This is a genomic window from Gottfriedia sp. OAE603 (assembly GCF_040543965.1).
GTDB classification, from domain to species: Bacteria; Bacillota; Bacilli; order Bacillales; family Bacillaceae_G; genus Gottfriedia; species Gottfriedia solisilvae.
Map to the genome: position 1 here is coordinate 2,340,926 of NZ_JBEUNN010000001.1, position 21,801 is coordinate 2,362,726.

Sequence of the window (21,801 nt, forward strand, 5' to 3'; positions counted from 1 at the left end):
ACATTATCTAGTATAGTAAATTCTAGTTTAGATTGCAATGCTTTCTTACATAATCAGTTTAGTAAAAATTATTCGAATAGTTTACTACCAAAAACATGCTTCTCTAAATTAGATAATCTTTTTAATACATCCGTATTCGTATTGTTAAATGGCGAAGGAGTTGGAGTCGTATTTTTTTGATCTTCTAATAATTTTTTATACTTTGCATTTTCTTGTTGTAGGGCTACTATTTGATTTTGAAACGATTCATAATCTTTAATAATTGTATCTAAGTATTGGTCAACCTCTTCTTGATTATATCCACGCATTGAAACTTTGAACTCTTTGTTTAGGATATCTTTTATACTTAGTTTTATTTTTGTTGATTCCATGTGTGTCACCCCAAAACATTTAGAAATATTTACCTTCTATTTTTTCAGAGACTTAATAAATTGTCAATTATCTATTCTATATTTCCCTATAATCATTCGCATCATTCTCAATAAATTCCTCTGCAATCACTTGTAAATCATCAAAAGTTACTAGATCAATCGAATATTGATATAATTCTTTTTTCCTAATCGCTAAGTCATACAAATATTTAGGCGAACCTTCTTTTTCTGTGTCATATAAAAGGATACAACCTTCACTTTTACTAATTAAAAATTCATTTTTAGCTTTTAACTGTGCTGGTGATTCATATGGCTTTCTTGATATTGAATCTACATGATCTGCCTGAGCTAATATTTCCTCATAATAAAGTTTGTTTGCTTCATTCCAGTTTTTATCCTGGTCTTCATATGGTGTGAAAATTCCTAACTGTAAGTGAGGATATTCAAGTTGTAGTTCAAAAACAACCTCCGCTGCCCATAATTCAATTCCCATTTGACCAGAAATGATAATCCATTCCAAACCATCGTCCATGTAAGTAAGAATTTTGTTTTTTATTGCTTTTTTTATGTATTTTACTGCGTCATGTTTATTTGATGAAATGCCTAATTCAAAAGATTTATATCCTGAAACTAGTAATACTCTCATATGACCTCACAAGAAATCAGGAAGAACAAAATGCTCTTCCCTCGTTATTTGTATTCTTTTCAATATGCACTTTAAAAAAATAATCTTCTTAACTCAATCTAATTATATTTCTACTTACGACATCTATTGTAAATGCAGGATAAATTATTGGAGTAACAAAATAATTGTTAAGATGATCATTAGAACCGAAATTGTGGAAACCATTTTAATAGCTTGTACGATCATTACTGTTCTCTCGAGGAAAATAATATCCGATTTAATCTTAGATGTATATAAATTAATTTGTGTCGGAAATAATGCCTTGTAAGTAAGTAGTTTTCTTTATTATGTTAAAAAGTTCACTTTCTATTACGTTATCTTGAAATGTACGTAACTTTTGATTTCTATGAAAGAATTACATATAATGCTTGTTTAAAACTAGTAAAGATAATAAACGTTAATGTTAAAGTAATAAAAAATAAAAAAAGAATTTTGTTTTTCAATCTTTTTCGCTCCAATATATTAAAGTATCTAAAATGTCAACAGATTTAATTTTAAAAGGTTTGAACAAAATTCACAACTATTAATTTAACGTAAATAAAAGTTTAAATATTTTGACATTTGTAATAAAAATCTACCGTTGCCGATTACACCTTATTCCTATAAAATAAGTATGAAATCGTTTTATTTACCAATTAAATGTAAATACACAGCTATACGAGGAGTAAAACATGATTAACAAAAATTCACCAGTTCCAATTTACCATCAACTATTAGAATATATAAAATCAAAAATTACATCTGGAGAATATCCAGCCGATGAATTAATTCCTTCTGAAAGAGAGTTTTCTGAAAAATTCCAGATATCTAGAATGACTGTAAGACAAGCTTTAAATAACCTTGTTCAAGAAGGTTTCGTATATCGTCAAAAAGGCAAAGGTACATTTGTTAGTCGTCAAAAAGTAGAAAAACGAATTAGTAGATTAAATAGCTACACAGAAGAAATGATTGAAAGAGGATTAAAACCAAGTAGCAAATTAATTGAATTTGAAATTATAAAAACAGATTCTTCATTAGCAAATATATTAAAAATAACCGAAAATGATCCTATTTATAAAATTAAAAGAGTCCGTCTAGCTGATTTAAAGCCGATGTCCATTGAAAGCATTTATGTGTCATGTGAATTAGCTCCTAACTTAAATCAAACTGTACTTGAAAAATCTTTTTATGAATATGTGAATTCAAATATTCCTGATCCAATTCAATATGCAGATCAATCTATTCAAGCAAGATTAGCAAGTGAAGAAGAAGCAAAACTGCTTGAAATATCACCAAATTCTCCTGTGTTATCTATTGATCGTACAACTTACTTGAGAAGTGGAAAAGTTCTTCAACATGAATTGACTGTGTATCGTGCTGATCGTTATAAGCTAGTACATTCTCTTTTTAGAAATGACTAAAGCCAGGAGTTATCCTGGCTTTTTTTATTTGAAGAAAAATCCAATTTGCTTGAAAAGTCCTCCAACTTGATTCACGGTATTCATCATTTGTCCTGCTGTACTCATCATTTTGGGTACATCATAGGATCCAGAGGAATTCTTAAATTGATTTAAAATAGAAGAAAATTGAAACGATTGACCGTTACTATTTTGTTGGTTTAATTGTTTTGGTTGTGTTGGATAAGGAGTACTTGGTGCAAACATAGAAGGTGGTGAAAACGGTCCCCCTTGCATCATTTGCCCATATTGTTGGTGTTGTGGTTGTTGTTGAGTGAAATTAGGAAATTGTGTCTGAAAATTTTGGTCACCATAAGGGTTTGAATACAATTGAAAATTAGAATAATTTGTCGCTGGCTGTTGCCCATACCCTGGAAAACCGCTCTCTAAGGGTGTAGCATAAGGCTGGCTAGGATATAGTCCCGCAGGATTTTGCATCAAATGTGGCTGCTCTTGAGTATATTCAGGCGGTGATGCAAACATAGTACCTTGTTCTGGATAATCATGTTGTTGTATTTCTTCCACCTGGTTCATAGCCTGAAATGTTTGAGTCTCGCTTGTAGGAGCCGTTTCCATCATTTGCATAGTTTGTTGAACTTCTGTTGTTTGTATTTGGTTTTGAGAATATGGTTGAATCATATTCCCATAATACCGTTGAATCATTTCGTTTTGCTGTTGGTTTAAATCATATGGATTAAATGTCCCATTATGATAATAATGGTCATTTAATTGATGTTGATTTCGAAACCATTCAAAACTGTTATCAACGTGATTTGGAGGAAACATTTGATGTCTCATTTTTCTCACACCCAATATATTTATTCTTTTAGTATTTGTATGATGTAATTGCCTAAATTGTTACAATCTAAAAAATCTGATAGCTACTTTTTTTGTCATTTACTGTCGGAAGTTTAAATTTTTAAAAAAATTTAAATCTTGAGTATTTATGGTACATTTTATGTAATAAAAACAAGTTTTTATTACATTTAATGTTGGAGGGGTAATAATGACATTGCTAGAATTGAAGAACAAGTTTATTTCTTTAAAAAGTTTTGAACCAACTGATCTTAATCAATTAATGGATTTCTTACAACAAAATTACCTGAATGGTGAAGTTACGTTTCAACATTATAGAGCATTAATTAGAGAACTTGAATTGTCTGGTGCAAATAAACCTAATTGATTGACCATTAAAATTAAATATAAATAAAGAGATACCCGTTCACGTAAATCGTAGATGGGTATCTCTTTATTTTATTTATAAGATTATTTGTTAAATAAACGCTAACTTTCTTCCTAATAATGGTGTAGAAATCCATCCTCCACCTTGACTTGCTTGATTAACTTTTTTTTCAAAATGGTGAAGATGTACTGTAGTAGACTGAACCTTATTTAAAAGTGAATTTTTTTCTTCTTCACATTTTTGACTCATTCTAGAAGCTAAAGAGTGTTCAATAAATTCAACCTCATTTAAAAATTCATCAATTGCTCGAAAAAATTCTTCTTTTTGAATTACCTCCATACAGTTCAACTCCTCTTCATCTTTTGTACACCAATTTTCCTATAATACAAGTATTCAACGAGTAAAACTTCACCTCCTTCTACGTTGACAAAACTAGTACTTTTTCGCTAAACAAAGTGAATTTTTCCATTTTCCTCTTCATATTCGACAAAAAGAATTGTATCTAATAACTGTTTTGGGAAAGTTATAAATGGGAGGTGTTACATATGGCAAAAAATAAAAATGTTAAAAAGAAGAAACAAGAAAAAAGTAAATCTCAAGGAACTGGTAATCCGAAAATTGAAGGACCAAATTTCCCTGCAACATAAGCTGTGCAGATTAATTTGTAGTCCGACAGGCATAATACCAATTCGGATAAGGTTTTCATTAGCTAACATCTGACTTGGACTTATGACCTCGTAGAAAAGATGTAAACAAAAAGAAGTTAGCATGTATTTGCTAACTTCTTTTATTGGAACAATGATTTCATTTTTAATAGTGACATCATCAGCTCTTGTTTCATTAAAAACGTTTCTTTAAATTTATATTGATCAGAATAATGCTCTTTCTTATACCATTCCTGTTGGAAAACAGTAGAATTATACCAGTCAAATGATTTTGTTCTTTTATGAGGGATTATAGGATATACGTCCCTTAATTTCGGATTATTTGATTTTGCGAATCCCACTATTTCTTCATAATCATTTCTACTTCCAGAATGAGTTACTTGTTTTGCAAATTCGCAAAAATGATGGTGTAGATCCTCATGAAATAATATTGAATATAATTGTTTTCCTATTTGGATCCTCTTATTAATTTCTTGAAACTGAAAAATGGACATACCATATACTTCTCCTAATAAATTGGGAAAAATCACGCTACTTAATTTCAATTGTTCTTGTAGTTTATACGAGAAGGTATCAAACACTTCATGTTTAAAATACTCATCTTGGATAACGGGTTTTTCAATCATATTTTGTTCATTAATAATGAGTGAATAAACCAATCGTACATGATCGCGATTTGTCCAATATTTCTCCCACTCAATTTCCATAAAACTTGAGACGGAAAAATGCTTGAGTAAATAAAATAATGGTTTATTTTGTTTTACAGAGAACTCAAATAATAATAACTGAGGAAAAGCATCAGAAAAAATGATCCAATTAGCCCTTTCGTATGTTAAATATAATTGCTTTCTTTGTTTTAGACTTAGTCCATTAATAAATTTTGGATTTTCTAGATCCGTCATGTTATAGCCTGCATTACGAGATACCATACTTGCTAATAAAGACCATTGAATAGAATTCATTCTGAAATAATAATTTTGATATGCAATCGTCCTTGAAATATTATCACTGTTATTTCGAATCGTTTCGTGCTTGATCAATTCAATTAATTCATTTTCATTTCGATTTACACTATGTTCTTTTCTTCTTTGTTTTATATATTCCTTCCAGCTATCGTGTTGCAGGATCATTTGATCACCTCTGCATTCATGGTTATTTATACACGAACGTCTGTTTTGTGCTATAATACATTTGTATGTATTTTAAGGCGGAGTTGGTTTAAATGACAATAAAATATCCTAATCGAAAAAATAATATTCTAAAAAACAATGAATTCATTTCTAAATCAGGAAATACTTATAGTAATCGAGGAATGTCTCTTGAGGAAGATTTAAATGCCACTAATACGTATTATTTAGCAAATAATATCGCAAACATACATAAAAAACCAACACCAGTACAAATAGTAAAAGTAGATTATCCAAAAAGAAGTGCAGCAGTTATTCGAGAGGCCTATTTTAAGCAAGCATCAACTACTGATTACAATGGCATTTATAAAGGAAAGTATATTGACTTTGAAGCAAAAGAAACTAACAACAAGACTAGTTTCCCTTTACAAAATTTCCACTTACACCAGATTCAACATATGGAAAATGTGATGATTCACGGTGGAATATCGTTTGTCATAATAAAATTTTCATTATATAATGAAATTTATTTTATGAAAGCTTCCGATATTCTAACCTTTTGGCAAAGGCAGCAACAAGGCGGAAGAAAGTCAATATCTATAGAAGAATGCAGACAGTTTGGAACATTGCTTAAAACTAGTTACCCCATTATTGTTCCTTACTTAAATTGTATTGATGAACTTTATTAAACTTAATATGATTTATTGACATCAAGATTAAGGTTCATTTTTGAAAGGCAGGAGAAATTAAGATGGCAAAAGAATATCGTTCACGAGAAGAACGTAAACGTATGGAGAAGCCTACTAAAGGTACGACAAAGAAACGTGAAGGTTTATGGAAAAAAATCACTTTATCAATATTGACAGTTGCAGTCATTTGTATACTTGCTGGTGTCGGTGGTTTTTATTATTTAGTTAGTGGCGCACCAGATTTAGATGAATCAAAATTAAAAGATCCACTATCCTCAACAGTATTAGATAAAGATGGGAATGTATTTGCTGAATTGGGGACTGAACAAAGAACTAAAATTTCATATAATGAGATTCCAACAGTGGTTCAAGATGCTTTTATCGCGACTGAAGATGTTCGATTCTTTAAGCATAAAGGTGTAGATATTCGCCGTGTGTTCGGTGCAGTTTTAGCTAATATTACTGGTGGATTTGGTTCTCAAGGTGGTAGTACTATTACGCAACAAGTTGTAAAAAATTCATTTTTATCACCTGAAAAAACAATTAAACGTAAAGTACAAGAATGGTATTTAGCATTTCAATTAGAACAGAAGTATTCTAAACAACAGATTTTAGAAATGTATTTAAATAAAGTTTATTTCTCAAACGGTCTAAATGGTCGTGGTGTTTATGGTATTGCAAAAGCAAGTGAAACTTATTTTAGTAAAGACTTGTCTAAAATTACATTACCCGAAGCAGCAATACTAGCTGGTATGGTTCAAAGTCCAAATAACTTTAACCCAGCTAAGCACCCTGCTGCATCTGAAAACAGAAGAAATATTGTACTAAGCCAAATGAAAAAGTATAAATATATTTCAGAAGAGGAATATACGAAGGCAAAAGCAGTTTCAATGAAAAGTATAGTTAAGGTGTCGCAACCAGAACGTACTAAGTATCAGGCATTTTTAGATGTAGTAATTGATGAAGTAGAAAAAAATGGCGATGCAAATGTATATACTGATGGGTTAACAATTGAAACAACGATAGATCCAAAAGCACAACAAAAAGCTGATGAAATTATCAATCGCGGTAAAGAGTTTTATCCAAGTGATGAATTTCAAACTGGTTTCGTTTTAACAGATACGAAAACTGGTGAAATTCGAGCAGTTGGAGCAGGAAGAAATACAACAACTGGCGGAATCAACTTCGCCAAAGATATCAAAAGACAGCCGGGTTCTTCAATCAAACCAATCTTAGATTATGGCCCTGCTATCCAATATTTAAAATGGTCCACTTTCCATCAAATAGTTGATGAGCCTTATCAGTATTCTGAAGGTGTTCCTATTAGCAACTGGGATAAACGATATAAAGGAAAAATTTCAATTAGATATGCATTAGCAGATTCAAGAAACATTCCTGCATTAAAAACAATGCAAGAAGTAGGATTAGACCGCTCTCGTGAGTTTGGAGTTGGATTAGGGCTAGACTTACCAAAAGATATTTATGAATCATACTCTATCGGAGGATTTACAGGCGTGTCTCCAATGGAAATGGCTGGTGCTTATGCAGCCTTTGGTAATGGTGGGGTTTATATTAAACCTCATGCAGTTACAAAGATCATTTATCAAGATAAAACAGAAAAAGTATTAACACCTGAACCAAAGCAAGCAATGAGTGATTATACTGCTTATATGGTTACAGACATGCTACGTGATGTTGTTAAATCCCCTCTTGGTACAGGTGGTAGAGCAAACGTCCCTGGCTTAGACATGGCGGGTAAAACAGGTACAACAAATTATCCAACTGAAGTTAAACAAAAGTATGGCTTCCCTGATAATGCAACTCGTGATAGTTGGTTTGTTGGTTTTTCACCTGACGTAACTGTTTCTGTTTGGACAGGATATGAGAAAAATAAAAAAGATCATTATTTAGGTAAATCATCTACAAATATTGCAAAATACATCGCAAGAGATATGCTAGCTGCTACTGGAGATATGAATTCTAAATTCGAAAAACCAAGTTCAGTAGTTGAAAATCGTGATGAGTTATATATTAAAGGCGAAAAAATGGATGATATTCCACAAGATATAAAACTAGATCCTGTAAAAAATGTAGCGGCAAATTATGATCCAGTTACAAGTAATATTTCTTTAAACTGGCAATACGCTCCTGAGTTACTTCCTTCGACTTCGTTTGAAGTAAGTTATGATGTTAATGGCAAAAAAGCACAACCACAAAAAATACAAGGAACTGCAACAAGTATTAACGGAATTGTTCCTGGTGATATTGTAAAAATTTCGATTGTCGCAACAAGTGATGTAGGTAAGAGTAATCCAGTTACAGTAACTGTTGATTTATCAACTACTGAGGAACCTGTCACTCCGCCTGATGAAGGTAATAATGGCAATGGCAATGGTAATGGTAACGGTAATGGTAATGGCAACGATAATGGTAACGGTAATGGTAACGGTAATGGTAACGGTAATGGAGATGGTGGCGACGGTGATACTGATGAAGATGGTAATCCAGTAATACCTGATCCTACTAAACCGACTGATAATAATGGCATTATTACAAATCCAACATCATATAATACTTCAAATTATCGGTATAACAAGATTACAGCATAAAAAAAACTCCTCATTTTGAGGAGTTTTTTTATGCTGACAAAGTACAAAAGTTTAGAGATTCATTCTGAAAAACCTCCTCATTTTGAGGAGGTTATTTTTTGTTTATAATACAATTTTTCTAATTCTGTATATAGACCAGATAATTGAATAAATGAGTGGTAGTGATCTGGTTGCTTAATAACAAAACTAATTCTTTCGTTCAAGTTAATCGGTTTAATTGTTAATGAGTCTAATTCATTTAACAAGTCATTTATATTCGTTAAAATTTTACCGTTTAACCAAGTAGTAATCGAGATAAAGTTGGCTAAACCTCTTAGCATGGGTTCTAATGCTGCTTTACGATTACGTAACCTAAAATAACCTGTCAGTAGATCAGATTCCTCTTTCCATTGCAAAAACATTTCTTGAATGATTTTATCACGAACTTCTTGGGAGCCTATGGAGCTTTCTTCTAATAGGTGAAGACTTTCGAAGGAAAAAGGTTTATTTTTTATCATGATTGAATCTTGCTCTATCTCATTATTACCTTCCATATAAAATGGCGGATTTAGTAAATTTTCATGAATTCTACTCATACTGCTTTCTTCACTTTCATTCGTTTTTTACCTTCTCTACAAATATCAAGAAGAGGACAAGTTTCACACCCGGGTCTTTGCGCCTTGCAATGATAACGACCAAAGAAAATTAATCGATGATGTGTGACTCCCCACTCTTCTTTTGGTACTTTGTTCATTAATGTCTGTTCAACTTCTAGTACAGAGTCCTTCCATCGACAAATTCCCAAGCGTTTAGAAACACGCTCAACATGAGTATCTACAGCTATTGCTGGGATATTAAACGCTACAGACATAACTACATTAGCAGTCTTTCTACCTACCCCAGGTAATTTGACTAACTCGTCCCTTGTTCTTGGTACTTCACCATTAAATTCAGTAAGAATCATGTCACTAAGCTTTTGTATATTTTTTGCTTTATTACGAAAAAGTCCAATTGATCTAATGTCATTTTGCAGTTCTTCTAATGTAACATCTAAATAATCTTGAGGTGTTTTATATTTCTCAAAAAGTGTTTTTGTTACTTTATTTACTAATACATCTGTACACTGGGCTGATAAAGCAACCGCAATAACTAGTTCAAACGGGTTTTTATGATTTAGTTCACAATGTGCATCCGGGAACATATCACCCATTGTATTTAAAACCTCGGAAATTTGTTGTTTGTTTAACATTCCTACACTCCTTACTAACAAAAGCGAGGAGCATGTCCTCGCTTTACTTTTCTAGCCAATTATAAAAAGGAATAGCTCCTGTGTATTTTGTTTCAGCTTGCTCTTTGTTTTGAGATTGTGGATCTTTTTTTCTAAAATGCTTACTGTAACTAATGGCTTGTTCAACTTGTTTAATACCATTCTTTTTCCATTCAAAAAGAATTCGATCTATATAGCGAAAGTTTAACTTACCACTGATTACTGCTTCTTTTAAAGCAGCTTTAATTAATTTTTCGTCATGCTCATCTTGATCCATCCACATAGTTAATGTTTCAATTTCAAATGGAGATAACAGTCTACCAAATTCTTTTTCAAATACTGCATAAGTAGATTCTTCATTTTGCTCAATTATTGACTGAATAGGATTTGTTAGTTCTATACTCGGCTGTTTTTCTTCTGTTGATTCAATCAATTTTATCCATAAAGGTGTTAAAGAATATGCTTCTGAACGTAAATTTCTTTCATCTTTTTGTTCAACGATTTCTATTAAACCCTTTTTTAATAACTGACGTATGACTTCCATACATTTTTGATCGTTTAATGACATAATCTCTGCTAATTGAGAAGGTGTTGGAAAAGTATGACCTTTTTGTTGAAAAGAAAAAATTTGTAGAATCATGACTAGCTCTTCTTCATTCATGTTTAATGAAGCGTATTTACTAAGTAGAATATTTGGAATACTTAAGTTTCCAAATTCAATCCAATTTATAATGCTATTATTATTCACTTCGAACACCTCTAGCATAGTATAGCATGTTTACATATTAGAAATAAACTGTAATGAATCTCCAATTCAGTGAAAAAGAAAAAGAGGTATGAGAACCATACCTCTTCATTAGTTTATCTAATATCTCTTTAAAAAACCATCTAAAAATCGATTTATTATGGGTATAAACGGTTTAATAGACGTGGGAATGGAATAGCTTCACGAACGTGTTCAACGCCTGATAACCATGCTACTGTACGTTCTAAGCCTAGACCAAATCCTGAGTGAGGAACTGAACCATATTGACGAAGTTCCATGTACCATTTGTAAGCATCTGAAGTTAGACCATGCTCTTCACAACGTTTAGCTAATAATTCATAATCATCAATACGTTCTGAACCACCAATAATTTCTCCATATCCTTCAGGAGCAATTAAATCCGCACATAGTACTACTTCTGGATTTGTTGGATCTGGTTTCATATAGAATGATTTAATTTTCGCTGGATAATGTGTAATGAATACCGGCTTATCAAAGCTTTCTGCAATTGCAGTTTCATGTGGCGCACCGAAATCATCCCCCCATGCAATATCGTCAAATCCTTTTTCATTTAAGAACTTAATTGCATCATCATAAGAAATTCTTGGGAATGGTGCTTTAATATTTTCTAATTTCGCAACGTCGCGTCCTAATGTCTTTAACTCTAATTGACAATTTTTTAGAACAGATTGCGCTAAATGAGAAACATAATTTTCTTGAACGACTAAGTTATCTTCGTGATCCATGAATGCCATTTCTGGTTCAATCATCCAAAACTCAATTAAATGGCGACGTGTTTTAGATTTTTCTGCACGGAAAGTAGGTCCAAATGAAAATACTTTTCCAAGTGCCATTGCAGCTGCTTCCATATAAAGCTGACCACTTTGAGAAAGATATGCATCTTCATCGAAGTATTTCGTATGGAACAATTCTGTTGTACCTTCTGGTGCACTTCCAGTTAAGATTGGTGGATCAACCTTAACAAATCCATTTTCATTAAAGAACTCATAAGTAGCACGAATAATTTCATTACGAATTTTCATTACAGCGTGCTGTCTACGAGAACGTAACCATAAGTGACGGTTATCCATTAAAAATTCTGTACCATGCTCCTTTGGTGTAATTGGAAAATCTACAGATTCATGGATTACTTCTACATCCGTTACATTTAACTCAAATCCTAATGGAGAACGCTCATCTTTACGTACTGTACCTGTAACATAAAGAGAAGTTTCTTGTGTTAATGCTTTTGCTTTTTGGAAAATTTCTTCTCCAACTTCTTCTTTCACTACAACCCCTTGAATGAAACCTGAACCGTCTCGTAGTTGTAAAAATGCGATTTTTCCGCTTGAACGTTTATTTGCTAACCAAGCTCCGATTGTAACTGATTGATCAACATATTTATGTACTTGTGATATTGTTGTTTTCAAAAATAACCCTCCAAAACATATGTATAAATAATGTAAATATTCCTATAAACATATTCATTATACCCTTCAAATCTCTCTATATCAACGTTATCTGATAAAATATGACAGAAAGATTCGCGGGTGGATATAAAAAAGTAAAATATTTTTAACTTTTGATTCCACTTAAAAAGATAAAAGCTAAGCATTTGCTTAGCTTTTATCAAGTCTTAGCTCAGATGAGGAACAGAATTTTCTTCAGTATCTCACCTTATAAAAAGCAACGATAAAACCTGTGCTTGTAAAATACAGACCAAAAATTAGCTAGGGATACTCGCTTTCATAAATTGCTCAATACGTTCTAACGCTTTATCCAATTGTTCTTGTGATGTTGCATAAGATAAGCGTATATTTTCAGGTGAGCCAAAACCAGATCCAGGAATAACAGCTACACTTGCTTTTTCAAGTAATTCTGTCACAAATTCATCAACATTATTGAATCCTGCCATTTTAGCGGCTTCTGTAACATTTGGGAATAAATAAAATGCACCATTTGGTTTTACGCATGTGAAACCTGGAATCGTTACAAGTCTCTCATATGTTTTATTTAAACGATCTTCGAATGCTACTCTCATTTCTTCAACAGGAGCATCTCCCATTTCATAGGCTTTAATTGTAGCAATTTGTGCCATTGTTGTTGGATTTGATGTTGAATGACTAGCAAGATTTGTCATCGCGTTAATTATTTCTTTATTACCAACTGCATATCCAATTCTCCATCCCGTCATTGAGTGAGACTTTGATACACCATTAATAATAATTGTTTGCTCTTTTAATTCAGTGCTTAATTGTGCGATTGATACATGTTTTGCACCATCGTATACTAATTTTTCATATATCTCATCAGAAACGATTAAAATATCATGTTTTAAACAAACTTCACCAATTTCTCTTAATTCTTGTTCAGTATAAATCATACCAGTAGGATTACTTGGTGAGTTTATGATAATTGCCTTCGTATTTTCAGTAATTGCTGCCTCGATTTGTTTAGGCGTTACTTTAAATTGTTGATGCTCGTAACCTTCAATAAATACAGGTACACCTTCAGCAAGAATGACTTGTTCAGGATAACTTACCCAATAAGGAGTTGGAATAATCACTTCATTGCCTGGGTCTAAAATTGCTTGAAACAATGTATACAGTGCATGTTTTGCACCATTCGTTACAACAACTTCAGCCGGTGAATAGCTTATTCCTTGATCCTTTTGTAATTTATCACAAATTGCTTTTCGAAGTGTAGGAAGACCATTTGATGGCGTATACTTTGTTTGGCCGCTCATCATTGCTGCGTATGCTTCTTCAATAATTGCAGTTGGAGTATTAAAGTCAGGTTCTCCTGCCCCTAAACCAATTACATCGATCCCTCTATCTTTCATTTCCTTTGCTTTTGCTGTAATAGCTAGTGTTGTCGATGGTGTTAACGCGCTTACTCTTTTTGCTAGTTTCATCATTACTTCCCCCTAGATACTATAACGTTTTAAAAGCTCACCATTTTCAAAAGCAGCATAATAAAAATTAAAACGCCCTTGTTTATCTATATATACTACTTCCCATAATGGAATTTTGTTCTCTATTCCTAACTTAACTTTATGTATTTCTTTTGGGTCTCTTTCATTCGTTACTTTTTCTATAATTTCTTGCTTTGTTAAACCTTCACTTTTTTTCCTAGCGATAATATTTCCATCCTGTACCCAAGCAATTATTTCATTATTTGTATCATCTTTACCTGTTAAAACAATAGCTTGTTCTTTACCATGATAGTAATCAGTACTAGCAACAGTTTTTAAATAGCCTTGTTTAACTGCAAGCTCTTCTGCTTTCTTTTTATCATCATTTAAAGGCGATAAAGAAGACTGGTAAGTTGATATAAAAAATAAAGCTAGAAATACGATGCCTAATCCAAGGATGATTAACCATTTTTTCATATATACCTCATTTAAGTTCGATAAATTGTAAACACTGCGTTTTCTGGATTTTCTTTATCAAGTGCAAGACCAAACATTAAATCCTGTTCTTTTAATGTTCGATTTAAACTATCAACAATTTTATAAAGTTCCTTTGTATATTCAATCTTTGTTGTTGATAACACTTCAATCTTTGTATTCATGTTGCTCCTCCTAAAAATGTATATGGATATACATCACAATATTGTCATTATACCACACGAAATAACTGATTCCCCTATATTCTCATGCTAATTGTTTAAAAATGTCTAAAAATCGTTTAATAGTTCATCAATTGTATTTATTTTGATTTTATTTCCAGGAATAAGCTTCAAAAATTCTTCTCCATAATTTGCATTGATAATACGATTATCCAATACAAATAACGACCCTTGATCTTTTTCATTACGAATTAAACGTCCATAGCCTTGTCTAAATTTAAATACAGCGAGTGGTAGAGCTAAATTCGAAAACGAATTTTCACCAGCTTTCTTTATTAAATTTGATTTTGCAATAAACATAGGTTTTTCAGGATTCGTAAAAGGCAAGCGTACAATGATTAAACAATCTAATTCTTCATTTGGTAGGTCAATTCCTTCCCAAAATGTGTTTGTACCTAATAAAATTGTTTGTTTTGTTTGTAGAAATTGTTTAATTAGTCTTTGTTTGCCTCCTTGGGAGAAACCTTGTGCTAAAACTGTAGCTTGAATTGAAATTGTCGAATCCACCAAATGATCATAGGTCTGTTTTAATAAGTCAAAAGCTGTAAATAAAACTAATGTTCTACCTTTTATTTTATTTGCTATTTTACTGATTGCATTTGCGGTTTGGAAAGCATATTCTTCTAAGGATATATCTTTAATCCCTTTTAAATCAGTAGGTATATATACCTTCATACCTTGTTGAAAATCTAATGGAACAGGATAGATTTTTTCAATCACATTCTCTTCAGGTAATCCAAGGGTTGACTTCATATAAGTAAATGTATTTTTTAAACTCATTGTTGCAGATGTAAATATAATTGAATCACGTTCTTTAATTAAAAACTTGTTAATTAAGTCTGCATTGTTTACTTTTTCACTATATAACATTGTCGTATGGAATGAACCCTTTGATTCCGTATCCATCCATCTAATAAACTGCTCGTTTTGATCGAATAGGATTTCTTGTAATCCATTTTTCATCAAATATAATTGATCAATAATCATTTTAAATTCATTGATCATTGCTTTTTGAAATGAATTAGCTTTTAAATCACTAGTCAGTTTAAAGTATTGCCCACATTCTTTAAATAAAGAATTATTCGTTTGGACTAATCGATTTGCACACTCAATAATGACTTTCCAGTTTTGGCTAGAAGTATTATTACCATTTAACGTAATAGATTGTCTTATATTGTCTTTATCAAATTCATTTTGCTTCGATAAGATAAAATCTCTCAGTAACCTGAATAGTTCATCTGATTCGTATTTTATTTCTTTTATGAAATGATCTATTTTTTTCCACCATTTCACTCTATTTTCGTTTAATTCATCAAGTTTATATAATCGATGAACAAGTTCGTTTCCATCTGATGTACTTAATCTGCTTAAATATTGATAATATTTTAAGCATGAAAATGTGGTCCCAAAAGTTTTCGATGATGTTTCTTCTAGCGAATGCGCCTCATCAATTACAATGGTTTTAACTGAGTTTAATAAATGTTCTTTATTTTTTAATGTTGATAATAAATAAGCATGATTTGTAATGATTAAATCAGCAAGCATCAATTGATTTTTTGCCCTTTGATAAAAACATTTATGAAACCAAGGATTTGACCTTTTATTTTCACTTTCATCATTGCAGCATACACGTTCCCATAAATGAATTCCACCAGATGGCAAAGAAAGCTCGTCTAGTTCTCCACTTTCTGTTTCAGTTAGCCAAACACAAATCATTGCTTTCGATAAAATACTATCATAATTATCATCAAATTCATCAATCACATATTCAAATTTTTGCAAACAAAGATAATTCTTTTTGCTTTGGATTGAAGCCACTTTTAATTGAAAAGGTAATAATGTTTCAACTGTTGGCAAATGTTTTTTTGTAATTTGTTTTTGCAATGAAATTGTACTCGTACTAATGACGACCTGCTTACCAAATTGTTTTGAGAAAAAAGCTGACGGAATTAAATAACCAAAGGTTTTACCTACACCTGTGCTTGCCTCAGATAAAAGAATCTTTTTAGATTGAAAGGCTTCAAATACATCCTGCATATAGGAAATCTGCTCTTCTCTTTTATGAAAAGTGGGCATTTCAACTTCCATTCGCTGGTTTAAGTCGTGCTCCAAGTATTCTTTAAACTCAACAAAGTCCTCTTCTTCTTGAGGTAAGCTGAAATTACTTTTTTTAATCGCGACTCTTCTAAATTCTTCAATATTTTCTTCTTTTATTGTAGACTCTGATTTTTTATGTATTAAATCTGAAATATAGTATGTAATGTCACTTTTAAAGCTTTTACTTAAGTTTTCAAGAATTTTTAATGAAGCATATGGTAAACTTTCAAGCTTATTAAGTAAGATTGTTAACAATTCTGCCGTTACTTCAGCATCACTATCAGCTTGATGTGGATTTTCATGTTCAATTTGAAAGACTTTTGCTAAATCTGACAGCTTATAGCTTGATAATGTCGGATATAATATTCTAGTCAATTCAACTGTATCTATTGATAAAGGATGGATCTTTGGGAGTCCAACCCGTTCGAATTCTTTTTGTAAAAATGTTAAATCAAAATGAACATTATGAGCTACAAAGTATGCATCCTCAAAAATTGGATATAATTCTTCTGCGATTTGTTCAAATTGTGGTGCATGTGACACCATATCTTTATGTATTCCGGTTAACTCACTGATAAAGGTTGGAATTTCAATAAGCGGATTGATAAAACTAGAAAACTGCTCTATTACTTCTCCGTTCTCAAGTACAAAGGCTGCAATTTGAATAATTCGATCTTGACCTCTACTGTTGTTACCTGTCGTTTCTAGGTCAACTACAACAAACTTATTCATTTTTTGCCACCTCCATTTTCTCTATTGTGATTATTTTGCATAAAACAAATTAAACAATACAAAAAAATCCCCTAAAAAGAGGGGATTTCCATTACTTAATTGTCCCTGCTATTTCTTTACCAATCATTTCGACAATTTCATTGTTATCGTTTAAAATTGCAATATTTGGTACATGCTGATCAAGCTTTTCTTCTTCAACTTGACCGTAAGCGATTATGATTACTTTGTCGCCTTCTTGAACAAGTCTAGCTGCAGCACCGTTTAAACAAATGACTCCACTTCCACGTTTTCCTGGGATTACGTAAGTTTCAAGTCGAGCACCATTATTGTTATTTACAATTTGTACTTTTTCATTTTCACGAACATCCACTGCATCCATTAAATTTTCATCAATTGTAATGCTACCAACATAATTTAAATTTGCTTCAGTAACAGTCGCTCTATGAAGTTTTGCTCTCATCATTGTACGAATCATCTATTTTTCCCCCTACATACGATCAAATATCAACGATTATATTATCAATTAATCGAGCATTTGAAAATTTCACAGCAATTGCTATGATGATTTTTCCATTGATTGTATCTATTTTTTCTAAATTAGGATATGAATAAATATTTATATAATCAATCGTGCCAGACGTTTCTGTTTTTATTGTTTGAGCAATTTGTTCAATTAGTAGCTCAACATTATGTTCTCCATTTTTAATATCCTCTACAGCATTTTGTAAGCTTTTATATAAGGATGGAGCTTCTAAACGTTCTTTTTCACTTAAATAAATATTTCTAGAACTTTTTGCTAACCCATCTTCTTCTCTTACAGTTGGAATTGCATTTAAAGTTACTGGAATATTATAATCTTCAATCAAGCCTTCAATTACTGCAACTTGTTGAGCATCCTTTAACCCAAAATAAACATCGTCTGGACCAACAATATTAAACAACTTAGTAACGACTAATGCTACTCCGTCAAAGTGACCTGGTCTCTTTTCACCACAAAGTACATCAACACGCTTCGTTACCTTCATTGTAGATTTTAATTCATTTGGGTACATTTCATCAACTGTTGGATAAAATAGGTAATCTACCCCAGCATTGCTTGCGATTTTTTCATCTCTTTCAAAGTCTCTTGGATATTGATCGAAATCTTCATTTGGTCCAAATTGAGTAGGATTCACAAATATACTTAATACAACTATGTCATTTTTTCTTCTAGCTTCTTTTAACAAAGTTACATGGCCTTCATGAAGATAACCCATTGTTGGAACAAATCCGATTGTTTGACTATTTCGCTGAGATTTCAGTTCATCTTGTAAATCTTTTATTTTATGAAAAACCTTCATTGCGAACTTCCCCCGTATAATGCCTTTAACTGTTCTTCTTTCATAGTGAAAGAATGTTTATCATCTGGAAACTGTTTAGCTTTTACTTCTTGAACATAAGATGCAATTGCATTTTCGATTGTCGTCGAAACATTAGCATATTGTTTAACAAACTTTGCTACCTTACCAACACCATATGTTATTAAGTCATGATAAACAAGGACTTGACCATCACATTCAACTCCAGCACCGATCCCAATGGTTGGAATTGATAAATCATGAGTTATATCTTTTGCAATTTGTTTTGGAATACATTCTAACACAATTGCAAATGCACCTGCTTCTTCACATTTTTTTGCATCATTAAACAATTTCATTGCACTTTCGGAATCTCGAGCTTGAACTTTATAACCACCTAAAACTCCTACTGACTGAGGCGTTAAACCTAGGTGAGCAACTACAGGAACACCAGCAGCTGTTAATGCTTTAATGACTTCTAATACATGTTCATCCGCACCTTCAAGCTTTACAGCATGTGCATTTCCTTCTTGCATAATTCTGCATGCACTTCTTAATGCTTCCTCTTTTGAAACATGATAAGACATAAACGGCATATCAGTTACAATGAAAGTATTTTTTGCTCCTCTTTTTACAGCTTTAGAATGATGGATCATGTCATCAACTGTGACTTTAATTGTTGAATCATATCCTAATACCACATTGCCAAGTGAATCTCCTACTAAAATCATATCCACTTCACTTTTTTCAGCTAATAAAGCTGATGGATAATCGTAAGCTGTAATCATTACGATTGAATCCTTGTTTTCCTTCATTGATACAAAATCCTTCGTTGTTTTCATCTCGTTTCCTCCTTTTGAATGAAGAGGAAATGGGGGCTACAATAAAAAACCTTTGCTCAGGAAAGAACAAAGGAAAATTGTAAACCATCTCATTCCTCTGTCCCAGTCCAATAATGGATCAAGGCAGACACATTTTTATGATAAAAGGTAATGCTTGGTGTAGTTCCTATTAGGATACCACCCATTTCAATCCATATTATAACAATTTATCGAGAAAACGACTAGAATTATTTATTAAATGATATATCTGCCGAATATATCGTATGGACTATACCAGCTGGATCTTCAATTAAAAGTTGACCTTCATCAGTGATACCAATTGCTTGACCGATGATTTCTTCAGTTAAAGTCGTCGCTTTTATTTGCTTACCTAATGAGATCGCATAGCTTTCCCATAGAATTTTTATCGGTTTAAAACCTTTTTCTAGGAAAATTTCATAATACTTTTCAAATTCAGCCAGAATGACTTGAATTAATTTAGCACGCAAAAATGGTTGTCCTTTTTCAATTCTTAATGAAGTTGCAATATCTGAAAGCTCTAAAGGATAGTCGCTCTCAACTTGATTTACATTAATCCCAATCCCAATAACGACACTTTTAATACAGTCTGCATCACCTTGCATCTCTGTTAAGATCCCGCAAACCTTTTTCTTATTTATTAATAAATCATTTGGCCATTTTATATTTGGATGAATTCCCGTTACTTTTTCAATCGCCGATGCAATCGCAACCGCTGTCAGCAAAGTAAGTTGTGGGGCAACTCTAGGTGAGATTGAAGGTCTTAAAATCAAACTCATTGCAATTGCTTTGCCATCTGATGTGACCCAATTTCTTTGTAGTCTGCCACGACCTTTTAATTGTCTCTCAGCAACCACGATTGTACCTTCTGGCGCATCATTCATTACCAATTCATTGGCAATAATTTGAGTAGAATTAACTTCTTCTTGATAGACTATTTGTCGACCAATTTTTTTAGTTTCTAACCCGAGTTGGATATCTGTAGAAGTCATTCGGTCAGATTTACCAATAATTTTGTATCCAACTTTACGAACAGCTTCTACTTCAATGCCTTCTTCTTGTAGCTCTTTCATGTATTTCCAAATTGCGGTACGTGAAATTCCTAATTTATCACTTAAATATTGTCCTGATAAATACCTGTCATGATTTTCCGTGAATAGTTGTATAATTTGTTCTTTTACTTTTGATGCCACGTTTGAAACCACTCCTTTATCGCAGGTTGGTTATTGGTTAATTTTTGTTCTACAATTAGCATTTCGATTTCACTAATCACTTCTTTTAACCATGGTCCAGCTTTTTCATTTGTCCATTTTAATAAATCATTACCTGTAAAACATAATTCAGCTTTTGAATGAATTGGTAAATGTTTGAATTGCTCAGTCAATGATTGTTCAGTTCTTCTATTAGCAATATTCCCTAAAACGCTTTGTAATCGCTCATACTTTATTGCATATTCTAATCCAGTATTGTATAAATTCGAATGACTCCACTCTAACTCTTCATTTTTCAACAATAAATATAACTTCATAATTTGTTTCATTCGTTCATTCGACATTTTCCAATTGCGGAGAATAGACTCTGGTTGATCAAACTTTCCAGTCAATAAAATCAATGCCCAGAATTCTTCGATTGTCTTCAAATTTTCGAAAGGCAATGTTTGTATTTCCGTAAAAATTTGTTTGCCATCTTGAAAGTTCGGTAGATGCTCAATCAAGTTCGTATCAATACATAATTGAATGGCTTTCTTTGGTGATTTTCCAGTTAGTAATTTTTCAAATTCTACACTGATTCGTTCAGTCGCAATTTTTTCAATTAATGAACAATTAGATTGAATGGCAAGAAACGTATCATTATGCATTGCAAAGTCAAGCTGGCTGACAAAACGAATTCCCCTCATCATCCGTAGGGCATCCTCATAAAATCTTTCGTCAGCATTACCTACAGCTTGTATTAATTTCTGATTGATTGCTTCTTCTCCTTTAAAAGGATCAATATAATTTTCATCAACGTCCATTGCAATTGCATTCATCGTAAAATCTCTTCGTTTTAAATCTTCAAGGATTGATTTTACATAAATAACTTCCGAAGGTCTTCTATAGTCTTCATAAGTTGATTCCGTGCGAAATGTAGTAATTTCATACGATTCATTCTGTTCAATGACTAAAACTGTGCCATGTTGTAGACCAGTTGGCACAGTTTTTGAGAAAATACTCATTACCTCTTCTGGTAGTGCGGAAGTTGCAATATCGATATCACCAATTTCCTTGTTTAGTAATTTATCTCTTACACAACCTCCGACAAAATACGCTTCAAATCCATTTTCGATTAGTTTTGTTAAGATCGGCTTTGCATTTTTAAATATATTCAT

The 21,801-nt window shown here is 32.1% G+C and carries 22 protein-coding genes; 4 read left to right on the forward strand and 18 right to left on the reverse strand.

Features of this window, described 5'->3' with window-relative positions:
- Positions 1–68 precede the first annotated feature (68 nt).
- Complete coding sequence (gene gpsB / locus ABID96_RS11770) at positions 69–371, reverse strand: cell division regulator GpsB (protein ID WP_087999447.1); 303 nt, start codon at positions 369–371, stop codon at positions 69–71.
- A gap of 76 nt (positions 372–447) precedes the next feature.
- On the reverse strand, positions 448–1,017 hold the full coding sequence (locus ABID96_RS11775) for an SLOG family protein (protein ID WP_192602212.1): 570 nt from the start codon (positions 1,015–1,017) through the stop codon (positions 448–450).
- 710 nt (positions 1,018–1,727) lie between these two features.
- Here ABID96_RS11775 and ABID96_RS11780 point away from each other — a divergent pair.
- Positions 1,728–2,456: a GntR family transcriptional regulator gene (locus ABID96_RS11780; protein ID WP_192602213.1), complete on the forward strand. Its 729-nt coding sequence runs from the start codon at positions 1,728–1,730 to the stop codon at positions 2,454–2,456.
- 24 nt (positions 2,457–2,480) lie between these two features.
- On the opposite strand, the gene ABID96_RS11785 is transcribed toward ABID96_RS11780, so the two are convergent.
- On the reverse strand, positions 2,481–3,290 hold the full coding sequence (locus ABID96_RS11785; RefSeq protein WP_377896875.1) for a YppG family protein: 810 nt from the start codon (positions 3,288–3,290) through the stop codon (positions 2,481–2,483).
- Between the two features lie 208 nt (positions 3,291–3,498).
- On the opposite strand from ABID96_RS11785, the gene yppF reads away from it, so the two are divergent.
- A complete protein-coding gene (gene yppF / locus ABID96_RS11790; RefSeq protein WP_192602214.1) occupies positions 3,499–3,675 on the forward strand; it encodes a YppF family protein in 177 nt (58 codons plus the stop codon).
- A gap of 90 nt (positions 3,676–3,765) precedes the next feature.
- On the opposite strand, the gene ABID96_RS11795 is transcribed toward yppF, so the two are convergent.
- Together ABID96_RS11795 and ABID96_RS11800 are read right to left on the reverse strand one after the other, a co-directional pair.
- Entirely contained in the window at positions 3,766–4,014 is a 249-nt protein-coding gene (locus ABID96_RS11795; RefSeq protein WP_087999443.1) for a hypothetical protein, read from the reverse strand.
- A 448-nt stretch (positions 4,015–4,462) separates the two neighbouring features.
- Positions 4,463–5,470: a DUF2515 family protein gene (locus ABID96_RS11800; RefSeq protein WP_192602215.1), complete on the reverse strand. Its 1,008-nt coding sequence runs from the start codon at positions 5,468–5,470 to the stop codon at positions 4,463–4,465.
- Positions 5,471–5,562: 92 nt separating this feature from the next.
- Between ABID96_RS11800 and recU the strand changes: the two genes are divergently transcribed.
- A complete protein-coding gene (gene recU, locus ABID96_RS11805; protein ID WP_087999441.1) occupies positions 5,563–6,156 on the forward strand; it encodes a Holliday junction resolvase RecU in 594 nt (197 codons plus the stop codon).
- 62 nt (positions 6,157–6,218) lie between these two features.
- Positions 6,219–8,765: a transglycosylase domain-containing protein gene (locus tag ABID96_RS11810; RefSeq protein ID WP_192602216.1), complete on the forward strand. Its 2,547-nt coding sequence runs from the start codon at positions 6,219–6,221 to the stop codon at positions 8,763–8,765.
- A gap of 77 nt (positions 8,766–8,842) precedes the next feature.
- Here the strand turns inward: ABID96_RS11810 and ABID96_RS11815 are convergent, their stop codons facing one another.
- The 13 genes from ABID96_RS11815 to ABID96_RS11875 form a co-directional block, all read right to left on the reverse strand.
- On the reverse strand, positions 8,843–9,340 hold the full coding sequence (locus ABID96_RS11815; RefSeq protein ID WP_192602217.1) for a YpoC family protein: 498 nt from the start codon (positions 9,338–9,340) through the stop codon (positions 8,843–8,845).
- Entirely contained in the window at positions 9,337–9,993 is a 657-nt protein-coding gene (gene nth / locus ABID96_RS11820) for an endonuclease III (protein ID WP_192602218.1), read from the reverse strand. Before nth ends, ABID96_RS11815 begins: the two co-directional genes overlap by 4 nt.
- A gap of 43 nt (positions 9,994–10,036) precedes the next feature.
- On the reverse strand, positions 10,037–10,759 hold the full coding sequence (locus tag ABID96_RS11825; protein WP_377896876.1) for a DnaD domain protein: 723 nt from the start codon (positions 10,757–10,759) through the stop codon (positions 10,037–10,039).
- Positions 10,760–10,914: 155 nt separating this feature from the next.
- On the reverse strand, positions 10,915–12,207 hold the full coding sequence (gene asnS, locus ABID96_RS11830) for an asparagine--tRNA ligase (protein WP_192602220.1): 1,293 nt from the start codon (positions 12,205–12,207) through the stop codon (positions 10,915–10,917).
- 296 nt (positions 12,208–12,503) lie between these two features.
- A complete protein-coding gene (locus tag ABID96_RS11835) occupies positions 12,504–13,691 on the reverse strand; it encodes a pyridoxal phosphate-dependent aminotransferase (protein ID WP_192602221.1) in 1,188 nt (395 codons plus the stop codon).
- A 12-nt stretch (positions 13,692–13,703) separates the two neighbouring features.
- Positions 13,704–14,168, reverse strand: a complete 465-nt coding sequence (locus ABID96_RS11840) for a cell wall elongation regulator TseB-like domain-containing protein (RefSeq protein WP_192602222.1) — start codon at positions 14,166–14,168, stop codon at positions 13,704–13,706.
- Between the two features lie 11 nt (positions 14,169–14,179).
- Positions 14,180–14,350 carry a YpmA family protein gene (locus tag ABID96_RS11845; protein WP_192602223.1) on the reverse strand — a complete coding sequence of 57 codons (171 nt, stop codon included), beginning with the start codon at positions 14,348–14,350 and terminating at the stop codon, positions 14,180–14,182.
- Between the two features lie 105 nt (positions 14,351–14,455).
- Positions 14,456–17,236, reverse strand: coding sequence for an ATP-dependent DNA helicase DinG (gene dinG, locus ABID96_RS11850; protein WP_192602224.1), 2,781 nt, complete (start codon positions 17,234–17,236; stop codon positions 14,456–14,458).
- Between the two features lie 91 nt (positions 17,237–17,327).
- On the reverse strand, positions 17,328–17,711 hold the full coding sequence (gene panD / locus ABID96_RS11855) for an aspartate 1-decarboxylase (RefSeq protein ID WP_192602225.1): 384 nt from the start codon (positions 17,709–17,711) through the stop codon (positions 17,328–17,330).
- Between the two features lie 22 nt (positions 17,712–17,733).
- On the reverse strand, positions 17,734–18,576 hold the full coding sequence (gene panC / locus ABID96_RS11860; RefSeq protein ID WP_192602226.1) for a pantoate--beta-alanine ligase: 843 nt from the start codon (positions 18,574–18,576) through the stop codon (positions 17,734–17,736).
- Positions 18,573–19,415, reverse strand: coding sequence for a 3-methyl-2-oxobutanoate hydroxymethyltransferase (gene panB / locus ABID96_RS11865; RefSeq protein ID WP_192602227.1), 843 nt, complete (start codon positions 19,413–19,415; stop codon positions 18,573–18,575). The genes panC and panB overlap by 4 nt, the downstream gene beginning before the upstream one ends.
- A gap of 227 nt (positions 19,416–19,642) precedes the next feature.
- Complete coding sequence (locus ABID96_RS11870; protein ID WP_192602228.1) at positions 19,643–20,626, reverse strand: biotin--[acetyl-CoA-carboxylase] ligase; 984 nt, start codon at positions 20,624–20,626, stop codon at positions 19,643–19,645.
- Positions 20,611–21,801, reverse strand: coding sequence for a CCA tRNA nucleotidyltransferase (locus ABID96_RS11875; protein ID WP_192602229.1), 1,191 nt, complete (start codon positions 21,799–21,801; stop codon positions 20,611–20,613). Before ABID96_RS11875 ends, ABID96_RS11870 begins: the two co-directional genes overlap by 16 nt.